The sequence below is a fragment of the Mesorhizobium sp. M0898 genome (assembly GCF_040319695.1).
Lineage (GTDB): Bacteria > Pseudomonadota > Alphaproteobacteria > Rhizobiales > Rhizobiaceae > Mesorhizobium.
Genome location: NZ_JAMYOE010000058.1, coordinates 1 through 25,052, shown reverse-complemented (window position 1 = coordinate 25,052; position 25,052 = coordinate 1). Strand labels below are relative to the sequence as shown.

Here is a 25,052-nt window from a genome sequence, read left to right as displayed (position 1 = left end):
CCGCTAAACACGGGGGCTGCGCGGCGGACACGCCGACGTCACCGCGATGCCACGCCATTTTGCAGAACTTGACGCACACAACTCGATTTTTAGCGGCTGGGAGCCGCTCCGCTAACAGCGGAAAAGTACCGTCATGTCTCTTATAGCAAGGTTTCGTCGCCCGGGCGAGGCTCGTCCAATCCGCGCCCCAGAGCAAGCCTACACGAGGGCCTGACGCACCGTGTCGCCGTGAAGTCAGGTGGCCGGCAAACCTGGATCGATGCCGGTCATGGCGATGGAGACGTCCCAGAGCCGCTTCGCAAGCGCGGGATCTTCGGCATGCGGCGCGCGCTTTGCTTCGCCGGCTACACCGCGGATTCCGCCAAGGCCGGTGGGACCGTAATAGCCTCCGGGCTTCACCTTGCCGGTCGCAGCCAAAAGTGCCGGCCACGCGCCCTTGTCGGAGCTATTGAGCAGCAGGCCGACGATTGGGCCTGCGATCTGGACAATCCCCATGTGGCGGCCAAGACTTGTATTGGCGAAGCCAGGGTGAACGCCGATGGCTGTGACGGGCGACTTCGCGGCGCGCAGGCGACGATCCAGTTCGAAGAAGAACAGCGCGTTCGCCAATTTGCTGCCGCCGTAGCGATCGGTCTTGATGTAGCTCTTGTCGGCGTTGAGGTCGTCCCAGTCGATCTTGGCCTTCAGATGCGCGATGCTCGAGGTCACGACCACCCGCGATCCCGGCGTCTCCGCCAGTTTGGGCAGGAGCAGCGAGGTGAGCGCGAACACGCCGAGATGATTGACGCCGAACTGCGATTCGAACCCCTGCTTCGTGCGCGTCAGCGGCGGATTCATGATCGCGGCATTGTTGATGAGCGCATCGATCCGTGGCTCCTTCGCCGCGATCTCGGCTGCGGTGCGAACGCTGTCCATGTCACCGAGGTCGAGCGGCAACCAGACGAGATCGGCATTCGGCGTGATCCGCTTGATCCGCGCGATGGCGTCCTGCGCCCTGGTCTGCTCGCGGCAGCCAAGCAGGACGCGCGCGCCCCTGGCGGCAAGCACCCGCGCGATTTCGAACCCGACGCCGGCGTTGGCGCCTGTGACGATGAAGCTTTTTCCCGTCTGCTTGGGAACGTTAGCTTCGGTGAAACCCTTGCAATTCGACATTTTCGATCCTTATCTATGAGTGACTACATACTCATTTATGGGCTAAAACTCAGGCGGCGGACCCCTTCCAGAAAAGGTCGAACCCGGCCTGCCGGATGGCGTCACTTTCCTGAGGTTTGGCTGTGACCGCGTTGATGCTGATGTCGGCCAAGTCGAAGAGAATGGTATCGATGTAGAAGGCGATCCTGTCAGGCGCGGCATGGCCGGCGAGACACTCCTCCACCATCGTCCGCGCATCCCGCTGCATGGCGTGACACCGGTTCCGGCTTTCCGCTGTCACGCGATCCGAGACCTTCAACTGACGAAGGGCCTTGCGCGCCGTGGCGTGAGCCAGTCCCCAGTCAATCAGACGGTTCCAGACCGCGAATAGTCGGTCTTTGGGGGAGGCGTCCGCCGGATATGGCGCCAGCATCATCTCTACCAAGTCGGCCTCGATCTCGAGAAAGAGCTGGTTGAGCAGATCGTCCTTGGTTGGAAAGTAAGTGAACAGCGTTCCCTCAGACACGCCAGCAGCCTTTGCGATCTTGGCCGTGGACGCGCCTGTGCCCAGGCTGGCGACGAACTCGGCCGCTGCATCGAGCAGTGCCTGTCGCTTTTCTTCACTGAGGGGACGCGCCATATTTCCGTCCAATGACATTGAGTGAGTACATACTCGATTATATAGGGAATGGCATGAGATTGGTCAAGGGATGCAGCCCCGCATCTTTCGCGGTCCATACCGACCAAGCTCGAATGAGGATTGTGTGGGCACACACCATGAGGCTGCGGCTGCCTTTTCAATAAGGGACGCAGTGGGGATCGAGATGTCTATCGAAAGGGAAATGCATTGAATTCAGGGCCTTGATTGCAGTCCCCGGGGCATCATCATGCCTACTTCGATGAGAGCAGGTGATGGCACGCCCAGCCCTGACCAATCCAAAAGCGTGAACGGCACCACAAGCGGACATTACTCGGTATCTATCGAGATGTGTGAGCCGCCTACACTACGACACAGTTTCCCGCAGTATCCGAAACTACGCTCCCCTCACTCCCACTCGATCGTTTTGAGCCATCGTAACGCGTTGACGCGGCAGCACAAACTTTTCTGCACGCCCTAAAGAACCGACTCTGCGATCCGTCAGAAATCTGCGCTCTTGATTTCAAAAGGGAATTTCGGCGATTCGGGATCGGCTCGGTTTCGGCGACTATCGACAACAATCGGTCTATTTTCGACAGCCGCGCCGCAACAAGCCGCGACCCACTGGGGACCAAAAAAGGACCGTCAAACACGGCCGAACGGTCCGCACGGTAGCGCCCGGCATTCGCTCGTCGCCGTGGAGTGCCTCACTTGCCGTATGACGCAAGGAACACCCGTACGCCGGCCGCGGCGTGCCGTCGAAGCTTCGCCGGTTTCGGAATCGACTCGTCACCCAACAGCATGGCCCTGTTCAATGGCTCGCCCATAATCAACCAATTGAACTGGGAAGCGGCGACGGCCGGATCATCGATCGCAAGCAGGCCGCGATCAGCCAAGCGCTCGAACAACACTGCCATCGCCGTCATTGCGCGCCCGGGTCCGCCATCGAAGAGCGCCTTTGCCAGTTCCGGGAAGCGGCCGACCTCACCGATCACCAGACGGCGTAGCTGCATGACGCGCGGCGTGAGCACGGTGGTAAGCTGTCGGTACGCATAGCGCCGAAGATATTCGGCAATATCTTCGCCCTCGGCGAGTTCGGGCATTTTACTGTGGACCCTATCGCTGGCTCGATTGGTCAAGCTGCTCACGATCTCCACGAACAGCATCTCCTTGTTCGGAAAATTCTTGTAGACGGTCTGTTTCGACACCGCCGCAAGCGCCGCGATCTCGTCCATATTGGTGGCCAGATAGCCCTTTTGCAGAAACACTTCTGTCGCCGCCTCGAGGATGGCCCGGCGCTTTTTCGCCGACCGTCCGTGCGGTTCGAGTTCTTCTGTAGCACCTGCTGAACGCGTCGTGGTCATGCTCCTGGCGTGTCCGCTGCCGATTGACTCATGGGTACTGGACCGTCTAGTTTGATTTGGACCGAGATGCAATAGGGAGAGATCGACAATGCACATCCAGTTCGCGGAGCTTCCGGTGTTCGACCAGGAACGCGCCAAGGCGTTCTACATCGATCACCTGAACTGCCGCGTCGTCGCCGATCAGCCAATGGGCAATGATGGGTGGCGATGGATCGAACTCGGATTTCCAGGTGCCGAAACCACCCTCCACTTCTTAAGGCGCAAGGACGAAACACCATCTGAGGGCCCCGTCCTCGTGCTGGTTGACAACGAAATCGAAGTCACCGTTCAGAGACTCAAATCGCGAGGCGCCGAGATCATAGCAGAACCGCGCCCCGCGCCATGGCAACCGGGGCGCACGATCGCGGAGTTTCGGGACAGCGAGGGCAATCGCATGATGATCACCAGCAGATGACGCACTCACCTATCATGACCGCAACTTGCTCTTGCGGTGGCGTCGAACTCAAAGCCTTTGGCAGGCCGATCGTGAGCAGTGCCTGCTACTGCGACGACTGCCGGAAGGGAGCTGATCAGATCGAAGCTTTGCCAGGTGCTGGCGCCATACGCGATCCCGATGGCGGCACCGCATACATCCTCTATCGAAAGGACCGCATCGAGTGCTCCAAGGGGGCCGAATTGCTGAGGGGTTACAAGCTTAAGGAAACTTCAGCCACGAATAGGGTCATCGCCATGTGCTGCAATTCAGCGATGTTAATGAACTTCGATAGAGGTCCGCATTGGGTCTCGGCATACAGAGCGCGGTTTCACGGAGAACTCCCGCCACTGCAGCTGCGGATTTGCACTAAGTTCAAGTCGGACAGCGATGTCATTCCTGACGACGTGCCGAGCCACCGCGGTTATCCTCTAGGGTTCGTCGTTAAACTTTTGGCATCGCGCGTGGCGATGTTGCTAGGTCGATAAACCGGCCGCCAGCCTGCGCGATAAGACATTCAGATAGGTGCGCAAATCGGATACGGCCCTGCCGCTCAGGCTCAGGCCTCAATGAACTTCTGTAGGCGATCCGCCACGATCAGCCCTGCCCGGCTGTTCAAGTGCACGCCGTCGGTGTGAAATAGCCAGCCATTTACGCGGGCGACATCATCCGGACGCTGCCGCAGCACCAGTACGCGAAAAGCATCGCGATAGAATGGAAGAAAGTTGAACGCCGTGTAGGCCCGGCCAGGCGAGGCGCGAACTTCCTCGGTGAGCGCCTCATGGAGCGGGACATAGCCGCAGCGTTCCTCGTGCGCGATGGCCGCCACGATCGCAGAATATTCCTTGATCCGCCGGTTGAGCTCGCTCTGGAACGGATCGTCCGAATCCGGCGCTTCTCCTATCGGAGGGAGCGAGCAAAGGCCGATGTCCGCCGCCGTCTCGCGCTTCAGCCTGCGTGCTATCTCGGCCAGATTCTCGTGGAACCAATCGGGCGAAGGCGTGCGGGGCAGACGCTTCCAAAACGCAAAGAACCGCCGCACTTTGCGTGACACGAGCGTGAGAACATCATTCCCGCCGACCCAGACGATGACCTTGTCGGGACGGCAGGCGAGCACATCCGGCAACCGCTGCAGCGCATTGTACGCCAAGTCGCCGCCGACGCCAAAATTCCGGAACTCAAATTGCCCGTTGCCCGGCCGCCGGCGGAGCTCCGCCATCCAATCGAATGCCTGGCGCTTGCCCGCCGTGCTGCTCGACCCGAGGCACGCCACGATTTTTCGTTGAGGACGCACCATCGTAACTCCGCCAGGCCAGAAGTGAGAAATCGTCGCCTTATGCTCTTCCCAAAACGGCCCGCCCAGTCATGAGTTTCAGGTCGGATTCCGCGGCGTTTTCCAACATCCATGGACAGGCATAATAATCTTCGATGCGATCGATGACGCGACCGGCGACATGGACACGAACCGGCCACGCGACCTGCCACCGGTCGCCTCGCTGGAAGAGCACGATCAGGACAGGCTCTCCGTCGATCGCCCCCAACTCCATGGTCCACGTCTCCGGGTTTCGCTCGTATTCGACGAAATAGGGAGAACTTCTGAGCAGGCCGTCGAAGCAGTCGGCGACCCGCAACCGAGCATCGGCGCTGGTCAGGCTCCGCACGCCATCCCAGTCATGGCGGTTGAAGAGGTCAACATAGCGCTGCAAGAGCCGCGCGGTGTCGGGATCAAGCGGACGGTTCGGTTCACCGGCAGGTTCAGCGGGCAAGTCGGCGAGCTTCGCCCGTCCGCGGGAGAGCGCGGCTTTGACGCCCCCAACCGTCGAGTCCACGAGTTCTGCGGTCTCTTCCAGCGAATAGTCGAACACGTCCTTCAAGAGGATGCAGGCGCGCTCCTTGGGCGGCAAGCGGCCAACCAGCCGTTCGATGGCGCGGCGTGCATCGGTCGCTGCCGGCTCTGCAGAGACAACGCCGATGTCGTCCGAATAGGCGTGCTCCGCGCGCTCGCGCACATCGCGTCGCCTCAGAAAGTCGATGCAGCGATTGTGAGCGATGCGAAACAGCCAGGGCTTCAGCCGGCGGGCATCGTCGAGGGTCTCAATCTTCGTGTAGGCCTCGAACAGCGTCTCCTGCACGAGATCCTCACCGTCGAGGCGTGAGCCCGTCATGCGGGCGCAGTAGCGATGCAGTTGGGCGCGGGCGCCTGACACCGTCTCGAGGAAGGCGCGATATCGCGCGTCGAACAGGCCGGTCGGTCGCTCGGGCATGTCCTTCAGCTGCCACATCTTGGTTTCAATTTGCCAGTCATGCGACCTCCTGACCTTCAGCGCGTGTTGCTGCGGTTGCGGCCAGACCAAGCTTGGGGCGAACCCATTGTGCCAACCGCGCGATCGCGTCGTCGGCTTCGGGAGCGCGGCCGGCCATCATCTGGAACGAGTGCAGCATCCCCGGAAATACGTCTAAGCGCATCTCGACGCCGGCGGCTTTCGCGCGGTCGGCGAGCGCTCGGCTGTCGTCGAGCAGGGTTTCGTCTCCACCCACTTGCAGATAGATCGGCGGCAGGCCCTTCAGATCGGCAAAGATCGGGCTGGCGAGTGGATGCCGGGGATCGGTCCCTGCAAGGACTTGCGATACCAGCATATCCACGACCGCCTTCTGGAAGAAGGCGTCCTTCTCGCGGTTGCTTTCGTAGGAGTGCCCGCTCGCCGACAGATCATACCAGCCAGAGATGCTGAGGATCGCGGCCGGCAGCGGCCGTCCCGCATCGCGGAGTTTCATCGCCGCCGCAACGATCAGGCCAGCACCAGCGGAATCGCCTGCAGCTATGGTGTGCTTCGGCGCGACACCCTGCTCGGCAAGCCATTCGAACGCGGTCACGGCCTGCTCGATTTGGCGCGGAAACTTGCTCTGGAAAACGTAGTCGTACGTAGCGAGCAGAGCGTAACAGCCGATCGCCTTAGCAAGGTGTCCGACCATCTTGCGATGGGTCCAGATCGATCCGCCGACATAGCCACCGCCGTGCAGGTAAAGCATGACCCGGTCTTTGGCCGCCGTTTTTGGCTGAACCCACAGCGCGGTCTTGTCGCCGACCTTCGTCTCGACGTAATCGACGCCGCCCGGTTCTGCCGTCAAAACGGACCACTCGGATGCTTCCTGTGGCGATTCTCGACCGCTGCGAAAAGCCTCCGCGAGCGTTTCGTAGTGTATCTTGTTCGCTAGGCTCTGCTTGCTGTTCATTTGTCACGCTCCAATTCGTCCAGGAGGGCGATGTCAAGGATGACCGTGCCCATGAACAGCTAAGACGGATGAACCCAGCGAAAGGATACGTGGCCGGCAGATGCAACGCCTCGCCGGTGGCAGTTGCCGCGGACCCCGGGTGTCAAACCCAGCAAGGCTAGGCTGCTCCACCCTTCTCTGTGGGACGTTCGTTCCAGACATTCGCCGATCGGCCAGATGCTTCGTCTATGCCGTCGCCGGGTGGCCGGGGGCTGGGACTATTGACTATTATCGCCGAGCCAACATCGCCTTAAACGTGCTGCTCTATCCTCTTCTACTCCGCAGTACTCCTCGTCACTCCCACTCGATTATCAATCGTTAACTTAAGAACTTGAATTCGCTTCACAAAATGTTTTTTCGGTTTCTGCATACCGTCATATAGACCGCCAAAAGTACCGGCTTTTGAAATCATTGGTTTTTTCTGGCATATCGCGGAAATTATGGTTCCGCCATCTATCGGCAGGCGCGGCGGCGACATCACTCCTTGGCCCGCACCGCCGCCTCTACGCCAGACTACGCCGCCCACGATTCCTCCCGGAATTATACCGTCACGGCTCGGTCCGCCATCCCCGGCGCGTGAACGTCCTTCACCTTCAAACAACCGCTTGGCCAGGCGCGCGAAGTGAAGGTCGCGTTGTGAGGCCTGCTGTGCCCTCCCCTATCGCTCACCCTTTGCGTGTCAGAAAAAAGAATGTGACTCGACAAGGATATCATCTCCACGTCGGAGCAGGATTGAATTGAAGCCCTGCCTACGGCAGTCCTTCGTCGTCCGCGAGTTCGCCCCGCGACATTCATCCATTGCTGATCGCCAGCAAATGTTCGGCGTTGCGTGGGCCTCTCTGGCGCAATCGCGCCACATCTCTCGACGGCGGCAACCCGAACTGACGAGCATATTCGCGGCTGAACTGGTTTGGGCTTTCGTAACCCACACCGAACGCGACGGACGTGGCGTTGCCTTCTCCGGCAATGAGCAGGGATCGGGCGTGTAGCAAGCGCACGTGCTTTTGGTACTGCAGCGGGCTGAGCGCCGTCACGGCCTTGAAATGGCGGTGGAACGCGGAAACACTGAGAGCCGCCATCTCCGCTAAAGCCTCGACGCGCAACGGCTTGGCGAAGTTCTCCCTGATCCACTGGATGGCGATCCCGATCCGCGAGAGAGCAGTGTCAGGCGTGGCGACATCACGCAGCATCCAGCCGAGCGGCCCCTGCATCACGCGGAAGAGGATCTCGCGCTCGTAGGCAGGCGCCAGGGCTGCGATCTCGTTCGGACGCTCCATCAAGCGCAGCATGCGAAGCCAGCAGTCGAGCAGGTCCGGTGTGACCGGCGCGACGGAGAAGCCGGGTCTGTAGAGCTCACCTCCAGCAGGTTTGGGCAGGTCGGCCAGCAGATTGGCGACGATCGCCGGCTCCAGAGTCAGGCTGATCGCCAGATAGGGTTCTCCGTTTTCAGATGGGTGCACGGAGCCAACCGCCGGCAGATCGACCGACATCACAAAATAGGTCGCGGGATCGTAGCGAAACGTCCGATCGCCGACCGTCATCGTCTTCGACCCTCTCAGGATCAGATTGACCATGGGATCGTAGACGGCGGCAAGCTGATGTTCCGGTATGTCGCCCTGAACCATGGCGACACGCGGAATGCCCGTCTCCGTGCGGCGGTTTTCCGCGCGAGAAGCCAGCTGCCTGAGTTCCTGAAGCTGCGTGCCCATGGGCATCGTTGTTTCACAGCGGTGCACGCCGATCAACAGGGAAGCAGAAATAGGCAAGATCCGAGTAGGATCGTGCGAGCGGCCGCGATCCCCCGCGCCTATCACCTGGTCAGCAAATCCAAGGAGCACCAAATGAGCATCGTCATCATCACAGGCGGCAGCCGCGGCCTCGGCGCCAGCGTCGCGATCCAGTGCGCCAGGCGCAGCATGGGTGTCATCCTGACTTACAACAGCAATCCGGATGCGGCAGCGAAGGTCGGCAAGGCGATCGTAGCGGATGGCGGCAAGGCAGTCGCCATAAAGCTGGACGTCAGCGACAGTTCGGCGTTCCTTGCGTTTCGCGACGCAGTCGGCGAAGCGCTGGCAAGGACCTGGAACAGAAAGACCTTCGATTTCCTCGTCAACAATGCGGGGTACGGGCTCTATAGCCCCATCGCCTCGGTGACCGAAGAGCAGTTCGATGGACTGTTCCGCGTGCATCTCAAGGGGCCATTCTTTCTCACGCAGGCCCTGCTTCCCCTGATCGCCGATGGCGGTCAGATCGTGAACGTCACCAGCGCAACCAGCCGCGTCGCGACCGCCGGCGTTGCGCCCTACGCCTCCTTCAAGGGCGGCCTCGAGGTGCTGACGCGCTACATGGCCAAGGAATTCGGCGAGCGCCGCATCCGTGCCAACTCGATCGCGCCGGGGCCCATCCGCACCGAGCTTGGCGGTGGGCTAAGCGAAGAATTCGAGGCGCTACTCGCCGGGCAGACTGCGCTCGGTCGCGTCGGCGAACCGGACGATGTCGGCTGCATGGTCGCCAGCCTGCTGTCAGACGAGAACCGCTGGATCAACGCCCAGAACATCGAAATTGGCGGCGGCTACATGATTTGAGGAAGCTCACATGCTCGATCATGTGCTCCTGACAGTAAATGATACGGCGCGGTCGATCGCCTTTTGCGAAAGGCCACTTCCTATGCTCGGGGTCACCGACCGCCTCGACTACGACGGTAAGGACGGACCGGCGGGGCATCCCGACCTCAAGGGCTTCGGCGCCAAGGGCCGGATGTTCTTCTGGCTGAGGGAGGGCTCGGCAGCACCCGGCGCGGTGCATGTCGGTTTCGCCGCCGATTCTGAAGCGATGGTGAATGCCTCCCATGCCGAAGCTTTGGCGGCCGGTGCGACCAAGATCAACGCACAGGGACCGCAGCTGCACTACGATCCCCGCTACTATGCGGCGCAGGTCAGAGACCTGGACGGTTGCAGCCTCGAATTCGTCTTCAAGAGCTGGCAGCACGGGAGCTAAAGCGATGACCGCCAACACCTTGCGCAAAGCGGCAGATGCGCTGATCGCGGCAACCAACGCGTTCGACGCCGACGCGGCGGTGACCTTGTTCACGCCAGATGCGGTGATCGACGACCCGTCGACCGGCCACCGATTCGACGGTCATGCCGGCGTCCGCGATTACATCGAGCGGTATTTCGTAGGCTATCACACGGTCACCCGCTTCCTCTCGATCGACGGCATCGGCGCCGGCCAAGCGCGCGTGCGGGTCAATTTCACCGGAGACTTTGGTCACGAGACCGGCCTTCTTGACATCTCGGTTAATGCCGCCGGGCTGATCGTTCGCATTGACGCCGATCTCGAATAACTAGACTAGCTTTACGAACCTGCCGTTCTCGTCTCTCTACAGTTCCAGCAGTCTGTCCAGCGCACGCAGCAGCTTTTGGGCGAAGCGCAACGCGTCGCGTACAACGTCCAGAACATCGACCAGGCGTAGCACATCACCCTACGGCAATGCCTCGATGTCCACCCGGACCAGCAGCTCGTCGCCGACGCACGCGAACCCTGGCAGAACAACGTCGGCGGGCATCGAGGGGAACGTCTCGGCATTTCAATTGGGCTGCGAAAGCGCGACGCAATTCAATCGTGAGTTCCGGCGTCTGTTTGGCGCTCCCCCTCTGCGCGACGTGAAGCGCCTGCGCCGGTTCGAACAGGCCGCGCAAGAACGTCGCTTCGACGCGACGACATCGACCTGCACTGAATGGAATCGACGAGAGATCAATTTGCGAGCCGCTCTATGACTAGGTCGAGCAAGGCTCGTAACCGTGCGAGCCGCCGTAAGTCCCGGTGGTAGCCCACATGGGTATCCCGGCCGGGTGGCGTTTCGCCGATGTCTATCGCTGCGAGCCCAGGCGTGCGGTCGCCCAGTGGCCTCGGCAAAACCGCAAGCCCGGCGCCCTGCGCACAAAGCTGCGCCTGGACCTCGCGATTGTTGCTGCGCAGGCAGACTTCAGCGTTAGGCAGCTTCTGTTTAAGCCACACTGCGTCGGGCATTTCTGCGTATGCCATATCCATGGTGATCAAACGCGCGCCCGCACCGTCTCCCAGCAACGGGGAGGCCATGCCTGCTGGTGCGTAGAGCGCATAGGGAATGTGCATCAGTCGACGCGAGATCACTTCCACATCGCTGAATGGGGTAATCCGAAACACCAGATCGGCCTCTCGCCGGGGAAGGCTGTAGAGGCGCGCGTCGGTGAGCAACTCCACGCATAGCTTCGGATGCCGGCGGCCAAACTCGGCTAGAACGGGAGCCAGCATGATGTGACCAAACCAATCCGACGACGAAACGCGCAAGTTGCCCTCGAGATGCGCCTCGGCGCCGGCAAGCCGCCGCTCGAAGGCGAGCGCCTCTTCCTCGATCTTTTCGGCATGGCCGAGCACCGCTTGACCTTCGTCGGTCAGAACAAAACCGTCGGAGTTGCGTTGGAAAAGCGTATGGCCGACAGCCTCTTCCAGCGCGCGCAATCGCCGACCCATTGTCGGCTGCGTCTGCCCAAGTCGGCGCGCTGCTGCGCCCAAAGTGCCCTCGCGGGAAATAGCCAGAAATATCTTTAGATCGCTCCATTCCATCCTTGATACTCAAACGTGCTCGCATGGATTCTCACGAAGATCGCCCATCTTCATGCGATTTCATATGCAGCAGATCGAGGCGGGGCGCCATGGGAGGCGCGATATATTCGAGCCGGGAATGCAAGCGCCGGCTCGAATCGTGGGATTCTTGAGCATCCACGCCGCCCGTCACGCAGATATGGGTGGGGCCAACCGAGCAAATTCCTCCCGCGTCGCGGGATTTCCGTCAATCGACTCGTAAACCGTCTTGCTTCGTTCGAGCATGCCCATCAGAGACTTCGGACCTTCGAACGGGCGTCCGCCAATGTGCCAGCCATCGGTGTGGAGTTCCTCGATCAAGACCCACACTACTTCGCGAAACGCCTCGGAACCTTCGAAGCGAACCATGACGTCTGTGAGGGCCTTGGCCATTTCATGCTTCTCCTCGGCGGAGAAGACGTTGTCGACCAACGTAACGCGAATATAAGGCATGATGTTTTCCTTTTAGGTTCTTGGGATCCGTGAACGGAGACGTCGTCTGGGAGGCTGTCACGGTCCCGGAACAGCCCGCTTCGACGTTCCGCATCAGACGTCTATGTCGACGACCAGCTTGCCCGGGCATTGCCATCTTCGATGGCAGCGTAGGCGTCGCTCGCTGTTTCGAGTGTGAAGAGACGCGGATCGACGATCGGGACAAGCTTGCCAGCCTCGGCCAGCCGCGCGGCCTCCCGCATGATCTCGCCGTGGTGTTCACGGCCAATGCCTGTCAGCAGCGGAAGAAGCGTGAACACGCCCGAATAGGTCGCCGCCTTGAACGACAGTGGCGCCAGTGCGTGACTACCCCAACCGAGGGAACTGACGACATGGCCAAACCGCTTGACGGAGGCGAATGACGCGTCCAGCACCGTCCCGCCGCCGGTGTCGTAGACGACATCGAAGCCGCGACCGTCCGTGTATTCGGCGACATATTGCTCCACCGTCTTCTCGCGATAATCGATCGCGACCGCTCCCAGGCGCTCGATCAACGGCTTCTTCGCGGCTGCGTCAGTGGCGTACACCTCGGCGCCGAACGCCTTCGCGATCTGGATCGCAACATGACCGACGCCGCCCGCACCGCCCTGGACCAGGACCTTCTGACCTGCCGAAACCTTGGCACGATCGACAAGGCCCTCCCATGCGGTGATGAAGACCAGCGGCAGCGCTGCCGCCTCGCGCATGGACAGGTTCGTGGGCTTCGGTGCAAGCAGCCGCGCATCGACTGCTGCGAACTGGGCCAGCGAACCTTGGTTCCCGCCCACGCCTCCGGTCATGCCAAAGACCTCGTCCCCGCGTTTGAACGCGGTGACACTCGGACCAACCTGCTCGACGACGCCGGCAAGGTCGATGCCGAGAATCGCCGGAAGCGGATGTTTCGCATGTGCCGCAGCGCCTGCGCGGATCTTAGTGTCGAGACGATTGACGCCGCTCGCTCTGACCCTGACGAGAACCTCGCCGTCGCCAGGAACGGGCCGCGAGACTTCCGAGAGCCTGAAGGGCTGTTTGAACTGACCCAAGATCAGCGCATGCATGGTGTGAGTGGATTGGGACATTGACGTACTCCGTTGTTTGTTGACGGACTTACGTTGCCCCATTTAAAGCCGCTTGGAGATTAACGGTACTGCACGACATCCAAACATAAATGTTTGGCCCGAGCGTTGGAGCAACCGGCCTTGCGCACCAGCGTCAGCGCCACGACCTGGTCGACCAGCCTGGCCTCAAGCGGCGCGATGCCCGGAGGCCGGGTCTTGACGCGCAGCAGTCCTTCGACACCCTCGGCCATGAAGCGTTCCTTCCATCGCCACACGCAGGTTTTCGACTTGCCGGTCGCCGCCATAATCGCGAGCGTTCCAAGCCCCTGATCGGTCAGCAGAATGATCCGCGCCAGACATGCTTCTGCGGCGAACTCCGCCCCGCCACGATCGCTTCAAGCCGAGCCCTGTCCGAGGCCGTTACAGAAATGCTGATGCCAGTACGCATCCCCTAACGTCGCACGCTGCGGCGACAACAGAAATCCCAACAGGACTCTTTCGTCCCAATCAATCCACTAGAAGTGGCCGCAGATCGGAGTTGCCGGGCAAAGATGGAGAAAGCCAGCTTAGCGGAGTGAAAAACTCGACTAGAACGGTAATTGCGCGGCGATGAAACTAGCCGCCCAAACTACGATATTGCCGCCGTTTGTACCCCTCACTCCCACTCGATGGTGCCTGGCGGTTTGCTCGTCACGTCGTAGACGACGCGGTTGATGCCGCGTACCTCGTTGATGATGCGGGTGGCGGCTGCTCCCAGGAATGCCATGTCGTAATGGTAGAAGTCTGCCGTCATGCCGTCGACCGAGGTGACGGCGCGCAGCGCGCAGACGAACTCGTAGGTGCGGCCGTCGCCCATCACGCCGACGGTCTGCACGGGCAGCAGCACGGCGAAGGCCTGCCAGATGGCGTCGTAGAGTCCGGCCTTGCGGATCTCGTCGAGATAGATGGCGTCGGCCTCGCGCAGGATCTCCAGCTTTTCGCGGGTGATGCCGCCCGGACAGCGGATGGCGAGACCGGGACCGGGGAACGGATGCCGGCCAATGAAGCTGTCGGGCAGGCCGAGCTCCTTGCCGAGCGCCCTCACCTCGTCCTTGAACAATTCGCGCAGCGGCTCGACCAGCTGCATGTTCATGCGTTCGGGCAAGCCGCCGACATTGTGATGCGACTTGATCGTCACCGACGGGCCGCCGCTGAAAGAGACGCTTTCGATGACGTCGGGATAGAGGGTGCCTTGTGCCAGGAAATCGGCGCCGCCGAGCTTCTCGGCCTCCTCCTCGAACACTTCGATGAACAGCCGCCCGATGGTCTTGCGCTTCTTCTCGGGATCCGACTCGCCCTCGAGCGCGCCGATGAAACGGTCCGAAGCGTCGACCAGGATCAGCGGCAGATTGTAATGCTGGCGAAACATCTCCACCACGCCTGATGCCTCGTCCTTGCGCATCAGACCGTGGTCGACAAGGATGCAGGTGAGCTGGTCGCCGACCGCCTCATGGATCAGCAAGGCCGCGACCGAGGAATCGACGCCGCCCGACAGCGCGCAGATCACCTTGCCCTTGCCGACCTGTTTGCGGATCGTCTCGACCGCGTGCTCGCGGTAGGCGCGCATCGTCCAGTCGCCTTCGATGCCGGCGATGTTGTGGACGAAGTTGCGGAGCAGCCTGGCGCCGTCCGGCGTATGCACCACTTCGGGGTGGAACATGAGGCCGTACATTTTGCGCTCGACATTGCCGAAGATGGCGAAGGGCGAGCCCTCCGATTTTCCGAGCACCTCGAACCCCTTGGGCAGGGAGATGACGCGATCGCCATGGCTCATCCACACCTGGTGGCGCTGGCCGGGCGCCCACAGGCCCTCGAACAACGGGCTGTCCTTGGCGATCTCGACGAAGGCGCGGCCGAATTCGCGGTGGTCGGAGCTTTCGGCGACGCCGCCCATCTGCACGCACATCGCCATCTGGCCATAGCAGATGCCGAGCACCGGCACGCCGGCATCGAAGACGATCTGCGGCGCGCGCGGGCTGCCGATGTCGCCGGTCGAGGCCGGACCGCCGGACAGGATCACCGCCTTCGGATCGATGCGCTTGAACGCCGCCTCGGCCGACTGGAAGGGCACGATCTCGGAAAAGACGCCGGCCTCGCGGATGCGGCGGGCAATCAGCTGGGTGAACTGGCTGCCGAAATCGACAATCAGGACGGTGTCGGGATGATTGGCTGTTTTCATGGCGAGCGTTTAGAGAAAGAAACGAGTCGGCGCAATGGGTTGTGAGGTCGCGCTTTCACTTCGATTCCGGTGTGTTGTCCTGAACGCCAGAGGCTTTGTCCAATGCATCAGTTTGCGTTGTATCGAGTGACCGCAAGGCGCCCATCAGCGCCGCGAAACGCTCGTGACCAAGGCGGGCAACATAGCTCCGTTCGATCTGCAGCTTGATGCGGTCGCCATCGCGCAGGGCGTCCAGGCCCTTGCGGGTGTAGCGCACAAGCTTGCCGCGACCGTCTTGCGGATCGGGCAGACGGTGCAACACACCTTCCGTCTCCAGGCCATCGAGCAATTGCTGAATCGCCTGCTTTGAGATCGCCGAGCGCTCGATCAGCGCCGACTGGCGCATGCCGCCGCGCGGGATATGTCCAAGCAGGCCGGCACGCGCTTCGGTGAACCAGTGATGGCCGGCAGCGCGCATCGCAGCGGCGAACTCGGTCTGCCAGGCGCGGCTCGCCTGCCACAGCCGCCAACCTATGTGATCCGGCAACGCTTCAGGTTTTTCGTCAAGGTCCTTGACCAAATTCTTCTCGCCCGATACATAGTCAAGCATCTTGACTACTAGTTCACTCTAAGTGGCGATGCCGGCCAAGGCAATCGGCGACTTCAATTCAGGAGGAAATCATGGCAGCACTTCAGAAGGAAGCCCTTGCAATGCTCATTCCGGGCATGACCCATGTGTTGGAACGAAACGGCAAGGAGGCTTACGTCTATTTTGAAAGCGAGGGTGCCGCGCACATGCTGCTCGACGATGGCGAGGCGCGAAGCGGGCGCTGGCGGATGCTCGATGACGGTTATGTCGCCGACTGGGACACCGGCGCGACCGGACGCTGGACCCTCGATCACGAGCCCGGGTCAGTCACTTACATCAATCGCGACAACGCCGTTCGCTTCAGGATGATCGGCGTGCTGTTCGGCAACGCTAAGAACCTGCCGCCCCAACAAGCTTGAAGTCGATCGCGCCTGAGGCGATCGCCTGTTCCAGCAGTTGCACCGCCGCGGCCAGCTTCTCGTCGATGACGTGCAGATATTCGGTCCAGTCGCCAACGTGTCTCAGATCGGCCGCGCCGTCGGAAATGCCGCGCAGGCCGATAAGCGGAACGTCGAACAGCTGGCAGGCGCGCAGGCAGGCGAAGGTCTCCATATCGACCATGTCGGCGGCGATCGCGTCGTAGGCGGCGCCGGTGACGATTGCCGCCCCGGTCGACAGCGTCGCCTGTCTGACGCCTGGTATCCTGAACGGCAGCGGCACGCTGACAGGCAGGTCGAGGAACGGCGTGGCGCCCTTCTCGAACCCCAGGGGCGAGGCGTCCATGTCGCGGTAGCCAACCGAAACGGCCTGGTAGATTTCCGTCTGCTCCAGCGTCCGGCTGCCCGCCGACCCGAGCGACACGACGAGATCGGGCAGCGCCATCCCGGCATGCAGCCGGGATAGTTCGGCGCTGAGTCCGACGCCGGCCTCGACCGGTCCGACGCCGGTCATCAGCGGTGTGAACAGCCGCTGCAGGTGTGGACCGTATTCGGCCTCCGCCGCCATGACGAAGAGAACGGACTTGCCGGAGATCGGGGTGAGCTCACCAGGTGTCTTGCCGGCCATGATCGTCCATCCTCCCTACCCGCTCCTCAGCCCTCGATACCGTCGCGGCCGAGCACCGTCATCATCGTTCCGGTCATCGTGGCGATCAGCTTGGCCTCGCCGTCGACGGCGAATGCATAGGCCTGGCCATCGGCGACGATGATGGTGCGGCCAGGCTTGGTCACCGAGCCGCGAAACAGGAAACGCTCGCCCCTGCCGGGCGCCAGCAGATTGACCTTGAACTCGATGGTCAGCACGCCGGAATTTTCCGGCATCAGCGAGAATGCCGCATAGCCGCAGGCCGAGTCGAGAGCCGTCGAAATGACGCCGGCATGGAGAAAGCCGTGCTGCTGCGTCAGCGCCACAGAATAGGGCATTTCGATCTCGATGATGCCGGGCGTCACCAGCGTCAGCTCGGCGCCAATCGTCATCATCGCGTTCTGGCGCGCGAAGGACGTCCTGACGCGGTCCTCATAATCGGGAGCAGGAACGATCTTTGCTGCCATGGCCGTCGCCCTTTGTTTCTCGGCAAATCTTATTGCAAAGGCATTTATCGCAGAGGGGTGGGCGGCAGGCAATCGCAAATGCTGCACTGCAGCATTCGGCTTAGCCCTGTATCGATGGCAACGATTCAGCCGGCCCGCCGCAGCGCGCAGAAGTAAAAGCCGTCGGTGCCGCTCAGCAATGGCGACAGCGAAATGCCGCCCGCAGCGCCAATGCGCATTGCCGCTTCGTGGCCCGCAAAACGGCTGTCCCAAAGCTGGCGGTGATCGACCGGGACAAAATCGGGATGGCGGTCCCGGAACGCCGAAACCTGGTCGCCATTCTCCTCGTCGAACACCGAACAGGTGATGTAAACCAGCAGGCCGCCGGGTTTGACGAAGTCCCTGGCGGCATCGAGGATCGTCTCCTGCTCGCCCTTGCGGGCGTCGAGCTGTCTTTGCGTCAACCGCCATTTGGCGTCCGGCCGGCGCCGCCAGGTGCCGCTGCCGGTGCAGGGCGCATCGATCACGGCGATATCCATGTGCTTGCCGAGCGGCGCCAGTTCGGCCGGCTTGGTGACGATCTGCACATTGCGGTTTTCCGAACGGCGGATGCGGTCGAAGATCGGCGCCAGCCGTGCCTTCTCGGCATCGTGGGCGAATATCTGGCCGCGATTGTCCATCGCCGCGGACAGCGCCAGCGTCTTGCCGCCGGCGCCGGCGCAAAAATCGAGCACCTGCATTCCAGGTTCGGCGCCGGCCAGTTCGGCCGCAATCTGCGAACCCTCGTCCTGAACCTCGAACCAGCCTTTCTGGAAGGCCGGCTCGGCCTGCACGTTCGGGTGCCTGCCGTCGCCTTCGATCGGCGGGATGCGGATGCCGTGCGGCGCGATCCGCGCAGGCTTGGCGCCGGTCTCCGCCAGTTCCGCCAGCACCTTGCCGCGATCGGCCTTCAGCGTGTTGACCCTGAGGTCGAGCGGCGGGCGCGTCGCCAGCGCGGCACCCTCTTCCACCCAGGCCGTGCCGAACGCCCGTTCGAACAGCGGCATGCACCAGTCGGGGATGTCTGCCCTGACGGCCGGCCGCGCATCGGCAAGCCGGCGACCGCCGAGCGTTTTCAATTCGTCGGCGGTAAGCAGCGGCGGCGCGAACTTGTCGCCCTCGAGCGCCTCGTTCAGCGACTGCGCCGTCTGGCCCCATTCGAGCAGCAGCGCGCCGAAGCCGATGGCGCGCGGTGTGTCTTCGCCCAACAGCCAGCCGGCCGAGCGCTTGCGGCGCAGCGCGTCGTAGACGATGTTGCCGATCGCGGCGCGGTCGCCGCCGCCGGCGAAGCGGTGCGACAGGCCCCAGTCCTTCAGCGCATCGGCCACCGGCCGGTGGCGACGGCCAATTTCGTCAAGCACTTCAATGGCTGCCGCCAGCCGCCCGCCCAGTCTCATTGTCGTCTTCCATTACTCAGTAAATTAATTCCGGCCCTGCTCTTAGAGCTTTTCGTGCCCTGATTGAAACAGTTCTGTTTCGCCGACGGCGAGACGATCCATGCCGAGGGTGACGAATGTGGATTGATGCATCGCGAGCCGCGGCCACCAGGCGGGCGCCGGCATGCGGAACGAAACAATTCGATCAATATATTATAAGTCTCTAATGTGCTTGTCCGGCGCTCACAAGCATAGCGGCTTGCGAAACTGCTCTGCTTTGCAAGTTTTCCGGTTGCGAATACTCTTTGCGCGGTGATTCGCGTCGCAGAAAAAGCGGAGCCGCGGGTCGATACGAGGAGAGGGCAATGAAAACTTATCTGGCGGAAGTTCTAGGCACGTTTCTATTGGTGTTCATCGGCACGGCTTCGGTGGTGACGGGCGGCTTCGGCGGCGCGCTGCCGCTCGGCCAGGAAGGTATCGGTCTGGCGTTCGGCATCGGCCTGATAGCGGCCGCTTACGCGATCGGCCCGATTTCGGGCGCGCACCTCAATCCGGCGGTGACGCTCGGTGTGTTCCTCGCCGGGCGGATGCCGGCCAGGGACGTCATTCCCTATTGGATCGCGCAGGTCATCGGCGCCATCATCGCGTCGCTGGCGCTGTGGATCATCGTCTCCGGACAGGTCGGCGGCCACACCGGCGGCTTCGGCGCCAATGGCTGGGACGTGACGAAATGGGGCGTCAGCTCGGCCTTCCTGTGGGAGCTGATCGGCACCTTCACCTTCGTCACGGTGATCCTCGGCGTCACCAACGCCAAGCACACGACGGCCTTCGCCGGTCTGGTCATCGGCCTGACGCTGGCCGGACTGCACTTCGCCATCATTCCGGTGACCGGCACATCGCTCAACCCGGCCCGTTCGATCGGACCGGCGCTGTTTTCGGGAACTGCGGCGATCAGCCAGCTCTGGCTGTTCATCGTCGCGCCGCTGATCGGCGGCGCCATCGCCGGCGTGGTCGCCAAGGCCGGTATCTTCGAGAAGGACTGATTTTTCGAAGGCTTCATGGAAAAGGCGCGGGTCAAGGCCCGCGCCTTTTTGTTGCGTCGAGAATTCGTATGCCCGGATCAGGCCGCGAGGTCGAAACGGTCGGCGTTCATCACCTTGGTCCAGGCGGCGACGAAATCCCTGACGAACTTCCGCCCGGCGTCGGCCGAGCCGTAGACCTCGGCCAGCGCCCGCAATTGCGCGTGCGAGCCGAAGATCAGGTCGGCGCGGGTGCCGGTCCACTTGACTGCCCTGGTCTTGCGGTCGCGCGCTTCGTAGACTTCATCGGAACCGGCGGCCGGATCCCAGACCGTGTTCATGGAGAGCAGGTTGACGAAGAAATCGTTGGTCAACGTGCCCGGCCTGTCGGTGAACACCCCGTGCTTCGACTGACCGGTGTTGGCGCCGAGCACCCGCAACCCGCCGACGAGCACCGTCATCTCCGGCGCCGTCAAGGTCAGCAGCTGCGCCCGGTCGACCAGCATCGCTTCGACCGACAGCGGCGGCTTGCCCCTGACATAATTGCGGAAGCCATCGACTTTCGGCTCGAGCGCGGCGAAGGACTGGACATCAGTCTGGTCCTGCGAGGCGTCCATGCGGCCTGCCGTGAACGGCACCCCCACGTCATGGCCGCCGTCTTTCGCCGCCTTCTCGATCGCGGCGACGCCGCCAAGCACGATCAGGTCGGCAAGCGAGACCTTCTTGCCGCCGGACTGCGAGTTATTGAAGCCCTTCTGGATGCCTTCGAGTGTCTCGAGCACCTTGGCCAGTTGCGCCGGCTGGTTGACCTCCCAATCCTTCTGCGGCGCCAGGCGGATGCGTGCGCCGTTGGCGCCGCCGCGCTTGTCGGAGCCGCGGAAAGTCGAGGCCGAGGCCCAGGCGGTCGAGACCAGTTCTGAAACGGACAGGCCGGAGGCCAGGATCTTCGCCTTCAGCGAGGCGATGTCCTGCTCGCTGACCAGCTCGTGGTCGATTGCCGGTATCGGGTCCTGCCAGATCAGCTCTTCCTTCGGCACGAGCGGGCCGAGATAGCGGACGGCCGGACCCATGTCGCGATGCGTCAGCTTGAACCAGGCGCGGGCGAAGGCATCGGCGAACTGATCAGGATTCTGATGGAAGCGCCGCGAGATCTTCTCGTAGGCCGGGTCGACGCGTAGCGCGAGGTCGGTGGTCAGCATCGCCGGCGCGCGGCGCTTGGAGGGATCGTGCGCGTCCGGCACGGTGCCTGCACCGGCGCTGCCCTTCGGCGTCCACTGATGGGCGCCGGCCGGGCTCTTGGTCAGCTCCCATTCGTAGTTGAACAGATTGTCGAAGAAGTTGTTGCTCCATTTGGTCGGCGTCGTGGTCCAGGTCACCTCGAGGCCCGAGGTGATGGCGTCGCCGGCAATGCCGGTGGCATGCTTGCTCGACCAGCCGAGGCCCTGCGCCTCGATGCCGGCGCCTTCCGGCTCCGGGCCGACCAGCGATGCATCACCGGCGCCGTGGGTCTTGCCGAAGGTGTGACCGCCGGCGATGAGCGCCACGGTTTCCTCATCGTTCATGGCCATGCGAGCGAAGGTTTCGCGGATATCGCGCGCCGCGGCCAATGGATCGGGCGTGCCGTTCGGCCCTTCCGGGTTGACGTAGATCAGCCCCATCTGCACGGCGCCGAGATGGCCCTGAAGTTCGCGGTCGCCGGAATAGCGCTCGTCGGCGAGCCACTTGGTTTCCGATCCCCAGTCGACGTCCTGCTCGGGCTCCCAGACATCGGCGCGGCCGCCGGCGAAGCCGAAGGTCTTGAAGCCCATCGATTCCAGCGCGACGTTGCCGGTGAGGATCAACAGGTCGGCCCAGGAGATCTTCCTGCCGTATTTCTGCTTGACCGGCCACAGCAGCCGGCGCGCCTTGTCGAGATTGGCATTGTCCGGCCAGCTGTTGAGCGGCGCGAAACGCTGCTGGCCGGCGCCGGCGCCGCCACGGCCGTCGCCGATGCGATAGGTACCGGCGCTGTGCCAGGCCATGCGGATGAAGAGCGGGCCGTAATGGCCGAAATCGGCCGGCCACCAATCCTGCGAATCGGTCATCACCTGGTGCAGATCCCTGATCACCGCATCGAGATCGAGGCTCTTGAATTCCTTGGCGTAGTCGAAGTCCTCGTCCATCGGGTCCGAGAGGCTGGACTGCTGATGGAGGACGCCAAGGTCAAGCTGGTTTGGCCACCAGTCACGGTTGCTCCTCCTGGCCGATCCATGTGGGACCGGGCATTTGCCGGCGCTGTTGTCGTCGGTTTTCGCGTCCATCTTTGCCTCCGATTTGTTGATTTTTCGGGATTTTGTTGATTTTCCGGGCAGGGCCAGCGGCCGCGCCATCCTGGAATGGTTCCAGACTAGCCCGCCCAGCCGATAAAGACAAATTGCCTTTGCTGTTTATTCTGATAGGTTTTCCTTATGATCGGTTTGACCGTCCGGCAGATGCATTATTTCGAGGCGCTGGCGCAGACGCTGCATTTCGGCCGTGCCGCAAAACTCGCCGGCGTCAGCCAGCCGGCGCTGTCTTCGCAGATCGCCGAGATGGAGCTGCGGCTGAATTGCCGTCTGTTCGAGCGCGGCGGCAAGGTGGTGCGGATGACCGACGAGGCCGTGGCCCTGCTGCCGCGCATCGAGCGCATCCTTGCCGACGTCCGCGACGTCGAGGCGACGGCCCGGCGCGGCCGCCCGGCGCTGGAAGGCCGCTTCCGGCTCGGCATCATCCCGACGGTGGCGCCCTATCTCTTGCCGCATGTGCTGCCGGAGCTGAAACGGCATTTCCCGGCCTTGCAGCTGGAACTGCGCGAAGCGGTGACCGCCTCGCTGGTCGAGGACACCAGTTCGGGTAAGCTCGACGCCATCGTCGCGGCGCTGCCTCTCGACTACCCAGGCCTGATTACCGAGGAACTTTTCTCCGACCGGTTCTTCCTGGCCGTGCCGGCCGGCGATCCCGCCTTCGCCTCGCCGCCGGTGCCACCGGAGAGCCCGGCACTGGAGCGGCTGATGCTGCTGGAGGAAGGCCATTGCCTGCGCGAACAGGCGCTCGCCGTGTGCGGCAACGTGCGGCCGGTGGCGATGGCAAGCTATGGCGCGACCAGCCTGACGACGCTCTTACAGATGGTGGCGCACGGGCTCGGCGTCACGCTCATCCCCGAAATGGCGGCAGGGCCGGCCAGCACTATCCCCGATTTGAAGATCGTGCCGTTCCAGGAACCGATGCCGCAGCGCACGATCTGCCTCGCCTGGCGGCGCAACAAGGTCCGGCACGACGAGTGCGTCGAACTGGCGAAGATCATTCGCGGGCTGGACGCGGCGGTGCTGGCGGCTTGAGCGGCGGGTCAAGGATCCAGTTTTAGCCCCGAAGCCAACCTGCAAGAAAACGGCGTCAATCCCTTTTCCAGGCTGCAAGCAACGGGCCGTTGCTTCCATAGACAGGGTCCTTGCGCGGACGGCCGACCCTGGGGATCGTGACGACCGCCTTGGCATGGTCGGCGGCGGTCGTACACAGGTCATAGGTGCCGGATGGAGGATAGGCGCCGACAACCAGAAAATCGTCGGATGCGGAAAGACGCTGGTGCCCGGTGCCGGCCGGAAGCACCGCGACGTCGCCGGCCTTCAGCGACAGCGTCCGCCCCTTGCTGCCGCCAAAGCGGACCTTGGCCGTGCCGCGCGCAACGCCCAGCACCTCGTGTATCCGCGAATGGTAGTGGACGTAACCGTAGATGCCGTTGCGCCAGCTATCGCCCCAGCCATTTGCCTCGAAAAGCGCCTCGATGACAGCCGCCGGATCGAAGTCTTCGGGCAGCGTCACGGCACCACGATAGACGACCAGCGGCCAGAACGGATGGTTGGGCACCAGGCCATCATCGCTGAACCGAAACTCGTTCGGTTTGCGCGGCCTCAGGAGGTCGGCGACCTCTCGCCTGCCCGGCCTGGCGATACCGGTGACCTGCTCGACGGCTTTCTTCGTGGTTTGCAGAATGCTCATGATGCGGCCTTGGATTGGTGGTGGCTTCATGCCGATTAACCGGCTGCATGGCGGGTCGGTTCCGCTGAGGGCAGAGTTCCGCGATCTGTGCGGTCGGCATTTGACGTCCGGGCACGTCGAAGCCGCCCAAGTTTCAAGACTTGAACACCGCAAGCATGAAGATCCAATCGGTCCCGCCGCTGTGTCGTCCCATGGCACGGATGAGACGATTACACTGTTTTGCCACAGCGCTCGCGACAGCTCGCGAAACGGGCGACCCGCAGAGGCTTTTTTCGTGTTATGATGCACTTGCAACGCGCGTAATCTCGACCTCGGCAATATGGCAAAGGTCGAACGCATTTTTGCCCTGGCGTCGCCCAGCATGGACTCAACTCCGGATGGCTGGGTGTGCTTATCCGGGGCGAGGAGGTTGTCCATGTCCACGAGTAATGTCGAACGCCCGCTGCAGCCGGGCGACCGGGCGCCGAATGTTATTCTCGATGCGATCTCCCGCGAAGGCAAGATCGCGCTCGATGATTTTCGAGGCCGTAGCCCGTTGTTGATCGGTTTGTTCCGAGGCCTGCACTGTCCGTTCTGCCGGCGCCATGTCGCGGCGATGGCGCAACTCAAGCCGGCCCTGCGTGAGAAAGGTGTCGAATGCCTGGCGGTGGTCAATACGCCAGTCGAGCGGGCGCGGCTCTATTTCCGTTACCATCCGATACCCGATCTTCTCGCCGCGTCCGACCCGGAGCGGGCCTCGCACCGTGCTTTCGGCTTGCGCGAGGTCGGGATGGACACGGTCATGGCGATCCGTATCGATCTGCCGGGCGAGTTGCCCGAGCCTATGGACGTCATGGCAATGTACGAGTTTCTCAACAAGAAGGAAGGATATGAGATTACGGGAGCCGACCAGCAGGCGATGGCTTCCGGCCAGGGGCAGCTTGTCGGTCAATTCCTAATCGACCGGGCGGGCATCGTACGCTGGAACTTCACTGAAGTTCTGGAGGATGGCCTCAATACCTTCAAGGCGCCGAATCCGGAGGAATTGATGTCAGCGGCCTCCCAAGTTGCACATTGATGGGCTGCGGAAATAGGCGGCTGACAACTCGCTCGACGACCGCGCCCTTCCCGCTCACTACCGGGGAACGGCCGTCCTGGGTCAGAACCTGAGGATCGTGGATGACCGCTTCGCGCCCAATGCACGAACCCGCTTCGCGGGAGGGGCGCCTCGTTCTGAGATGGCGCGACTGCCATTTTGACTTGAGCGGGTAGAGGGGTCGA

The 25,052-nt window shown here is 62.4% G+C and carries 26 protein-coding genes and 3 pseudogenes; 10 read left to right on the top strand and 19 right to left on the bottom strand.

The features are described from left to right. Window positions 1-234: 234 nt before the first annotated feature. The 3 genes from NKH90_RS31185 to NKH90_RS31175 form a co-directional block, all read right to left on the bottom strand. Entirely contained in the window at window positions 235-1,152 is a 918-nt protein-coding gene (locus NKH90_RS31185) for an oxidoreductase (RefSeq protein WP_352822991.1), read from the bottom strand. A 49-nt stretch (window positions 1,153-1,201) separates the two neighbouring features. Beyond that, on the bottom strand, window positions 1,202-1,771 hold the full coding sequence (locus NKH90_RS31180) for a TetR/AcrR family transcriptional regulator (RefSeq protein WP_352502126.1): 570 nt from the start codon (window positions 1,769-1,771) through the stop codon (window positions 1,202-1,204). 704 nt (window positions 1,772-2,475) lie between these two features. Further along, a complete protein-coding gene (locus NKH90_RS31175) occupies window positions 2,476-3,132 on the bottom strand; it encodes a TetR/AcrR family transcriptional regulator (RefSeq protein ID WP_352617784.1) in 657 nt (218 codons plus the stop codon). Window positions 3,133-3,220: 88 nt separating this feature from the next. Between NKH90_RS31175 and NKH90_RS31170 the strand changes: the two genes are divergently transcribed. Next, entirely contained in the window at window positions 3,221-3,586 is a 366-nt protein-coding gene (locus tag NKH90_RS31170; RefSeq protein WP_023676207.1) for a VOC family protein, read from the top strand. Further along, window positions 3,514-4,092 carry a GFA family protein gene (locus tag NKH90_RS34940; protein ID WP_502893840.1) on the top strand — a complete coding sequence of 193 codons (579 nt, stop codon included), beginning with the start codon at window positions 3,514-3,516 and terminating at the stop codon, window positions 4,090-4,092. Before NKH90_RS31170 ends, NKH90_RS34940 begins: the two co-directional genes overlap by 73 nt. A gap of 71 nt (window positions 4,093-4,163) precedes the next feature. Here NKH90_RS34940 and NKH90_RS31165 read toward each other — a convergent pair whose 3' ends face one another. The 5 genes from NKH90_RS31165 to NKH90_RS31145 all read right to left on the bottom strand — a co-directional run bounded on the left by NKH90_RS31165 (window position 4,164) and on the right by NKH90_RS31145 (window position 8,586). After that, window positions 4,164-4,901: an SGNH/GDSL hydrolase family protein gene (locus NKH90_RS31165; protein WP_352617787.1), complete on the bottom strand. Its 738-nt coding sequence runs from the start codon at window positions 4,899-4,901 to the stop codon at window positions 4,164-4,166. Window positions 4,902-4,938: 37 nt separating this feature from the next. Further along, window positions 4,939-5,886 carry a sigma-70 family RNA polymerase sigma factor gene (locus NKH90_RS31160; protein ID WP_352617790.1) on the bottom strand — a complete coding sequence of 316 codons (948 nt, stop codon included), beginning with the start codon at window positions 5,884-5,886 and terminating at the stop codon, window positions 4,939-4,941. Window positions 5,887-5,905: 19 nt separating this feature from the next. Then, window positions 5,906-6,838 carry an alpha/beta hydrolase gene (locus tag NKH90_RS31155; RefSeq protein ID WP_352502123.1) on the bottom strand — a complete coding sequence of 311 codons (933 nt, stop codon included), beginning with the start codon at window positions 6,836-6,838 and terminating at the stop codon, window positions 5,906-5,908. A 313-nt stretch (window positions 6,839-7,151) separates the two neighbouring features. Further along, complete coding sequence (locus NKH90_RS31150) at window positions 7,152-7,403, bottom strand: hypothetical protein (RefSeq protein ID WP_352502122.1); 252 nt, start codon at window positions 7,401-7,403, stop codon at window positions 7,152-7,154. A gap of 265 nt (window positions 7,404-7,668) precedes the next feature. Beyond that, entirely contained in the window at window positions 7,669-8,586 is a 918-nt protein-coding gene (locus tag NKH90_RS31145) for an AraC family transcriptional regulator (protein ID WP_352502121.1), read from the bottom strand. 132 nt (window positions 8,587-8,718) lie between these two features. On the opposite strand from NKH90_RS31145, the gene NKH90_RS31140 reads away from it, so the two are divergent. The 4 genes and pseudogenes from NKH90_RS31140 to NKH90_RS34935 form a co-directional block, all read left to right on the top strand. Then, on the top strand, window positions 8,719-9,462 hold the full coding sequence (locus tag NKH90_RS31140) for an SDR family NAD(P)-dependent oxidoreductase (RefSeq protein ID WP_352822989.1): 744 nt from the start codon (window positions 8,719-8,721) through the stop codon (window positions 9,460-9,462). A 10-nt stretch (window positions 9,463-9,472) separates the two neighbouring features. Beyond that, entirely contained in the window at window positions 9,473-9,874 is a 402-nt protein-coding gene (locus NKH90_RS31135; protein ID WP_352502119.1) for a VOC family protein, read from the top strand. A gap of 4 nt (window positions 9,875-9,878) precedes the next feature. Continuing rightward, window positions 9,879-10,220 carry a nuclear transport factor 2 family protein gene (locus NKH90_RS31130; protein WP_352502118.1) on the top strand — a complete coding sequence of 114 codons (342 nt, stop codon included), beginning with the start codon at window positions 9,879-9,881 and terminating at the stop codon, window positions 10,218-10,220. Window positions 10,221-10,227: 7 nt separating this feature from the next. After that, a pseudogene (locus NKH90_RS34935) lies at window positions 10,228-10,439 on the top strand (P-type conjugative transfer protein TrbJ); the annotation flags it as partial. 191 nt (window positions 10,440-10,630) lie between these two features. Here NKH90_RS34935 and NKH90_RS31120 read toward each other — a convergent pair. From NKH90_RS31120 to NKH90_RS31095, 6 genes and pseudogenes are all read right to left on the bottom strand, one after another. Then, entirely contained in the window at window positions 10,631-11,482 is an 852-nt protein-coding gene (locus tag NKH90_RS31120; protein WP_352541805.1) for a LysR family transcriptional regulator, read from the bottom strand. A gap of 168 nt (window positions 11,483-11,650) precedes the next feature. Next, entirely contained in the window at window positions 11,651-11,953 is a 303-nt protein-coding gene (locus tag NKH90_RS31115; protein ID WP_352502116.1) for a tautomerase family protein, read from the bottom strand. A 93-nt stretch (window positions 11,954-12,046) separates the two neighbouring features. Continuing rightward, a pseudogene (locus tag NKH90_RS31110) lies at window positions 12,047-13,029 on the bottom strand (zinc-dependent alcohol dehydrogenase family protein). Window positions 13,030-13,178: 149 nt separating this feature from the next. After that, a pseudogene (locus tag NKH90_RS31105) lies at window positions 13,179-13,477 on the bottom strand (helix-turn-helix domain-containing protein); the annotation flags it as partial. A 207-nt stretch (window positions 13,478-13,684) separates the two neighbouring features. Continuing rightward, entirely contained in the window at window positions 13,685-15,247 is a 1,563-nt protein-coding gene (gene guaA, locus NKH90_RS31100) for a glutamine-hydrolyzing GMP synthase (protein WP_352473470.1), read from the bottom strand. A gap of 55 nt (window positions 15,248-15,302) precedes the next feature. Next, window positions 15,303-15,836, bottom strand: a complete 534-nt coding sequence (locus NKH90_RS31095; RefSeq protein ID WP_352617798.1) for a MarR family winged helix-turn-helix transcriptional regulator — start codon at window positions 15,834-15,836, stop codon at window positions 15,303-15,305. Between the two features lie 71 nt (window positions 15,837-15,907). Here NKH90_RS31095 and NKH90_RS31090 point away from each other — a divergent pair, with 71 nt between their 5' ends. Continuing rightward, window positions 15,908-16,234: a hypothetical protein gene (locus NKH90_RS31090; RefSeq protein ID WP_352541802.1), complete on the top strand. Its 327-nt coding sequence runs from the start codon at window positions 15,908-15,910 to the stop codon at window positions 16,232-16,234. On the opposite strand, the gene NKH90_RS31085 is transcribed toward NKH90_RS31090, so the two are convergent. The 3 genes from NKH90_RS31085 to NKH90_RS31075 all read right to left on the bottom strand — a co-directional run bounded on the left by NKH90_RS31085 (window position 16,206) and on the right by NKH90_RS31075 (window position 18,780). Then, complete coding sequence (locus tag NKH90_RS31085) at window positions 16,206-16,880, bottom strand: 5'-methylthioadenosine/S-adenosylhomocysteine nucleosidase (RefSeq protein ID WP_352744023.1); 675 nt, start codon at window positions 16,878-16,880, stop codon at window positions 16,206-16,208. The genes NKH90_RS31090 and NKH90_RS31085 overlap by 29 nt on opposite strands. A gap of 26 nt (window positions 16,881-16,906) precedes the next feature. Next, a complete protein-coding gene (locus NKH90_RS31080; protein WP_352541800.1) occupies window positions 16,907-17,365 on the bottom strand; it encodes a PaaI family thioesterase in 459 nt (152 codons plus the stop codon). Between the two features lie 125 nt (window positions 17,366-17,490). After that, window positions 17,491-18,780, bottom strand: a complete 1,290-nt coding sequence (locus tag NKH90_RS31075) for an RsmB/NOP family class I SAM-dependent RNA methyltransferase (RefSeq protein ID WP_352541798.1) — start codon at window positions 18,778-18,780, stop codon at window positions 17,491-17,493. Window positions 18,781-19,124: 344 nt separating this feature from the next. Here NKH90_RS31075 and NKH90_RS31070 point away from each other — a divergent pair, with 344 nt between their 5' ends. Beyond that, on the top strand, window positions 19,125-19,802 hold the full coding sequence (locus NKH90_RS31070) for an MIP/aquaporin family protein (RefSeq protein ID WP_352541796.1): 678 nt from the start codon (window positions 19,125-19,127) through the stop codon (window positions 19,800-19,802). A 77-nt stretch (window positions 19,803-19,879) separates the two neighbouring features. Here the strand turns inward: NKH90_RS31070 and katG are convergent, their stop codons facing one another. Then, window positions 19,880-22,078 carry a catalase/peroxidase HPI gene (gene katG / locus NKH90_RS31065; protein ID WP_352822985.1) on the bottom strand — a complete coding sequence of 733 codons (2,199 nt, stop codon included), beginning with the start codon at window positions 22,076-22,078 and terminating at the stop codon, window positions 19,880-19,882. Between the two features lie 147 nt (window positions 22,079-22,225). On the opposite strand from katG, the gene NKH90_RS31060 reads away from it, so the two are divergent. Next, window positions 22,226-23,134: a hydrogen peroxide-inducible genes activator gene (locus tag NKH90_RS31060; protein ID WP_352822982.1), complete on the top strand. Its 909-nt coding sequence runs from the start codon at window positions 22,226-22,228 to the stop codon at window positions 23,132-23,134. A gap of 55 nt (window positions 23,135-23,189) precedes the next feature. Here the strand turns inward: NKH90_RS31060 and NKH90_RS31055 are convergent, their stop codons facing one another. Beyond that, window positions 23,190-23,792 carry a cupin domain-containing protein gene (locus NKH90_RS31055; protein WP_352822980.1) on the bottom strand — a complete coding sequence of 201 codons (603 nt, stop codon included), beginning with the start codon at window positions 23,790-23,792 and terminating at the stop codon, window positions 23,190-23,192. Between the two features lie 415 nt (window positions 23,793-24,207). Here NKH90_RS31055 and NKH90_RS31050 point away from each other — a divergent pair, with 415 nt between their 5' ends. Next, the gene (locus NKH90_RS31050; protein WP_352822993.1) at window positions 24,208-24,849 is read left to right on the top strand and encodes a peroxiredoxin-like family protein; all 642 of its coding nucleotides are present in this window, start codon (window positions 24,208-24,210) and stop codon (window positions 24,847-24,849) included. The last annotated feature ends 203 nt before the right edge of the window (window positions 24,850-25,052 follow it).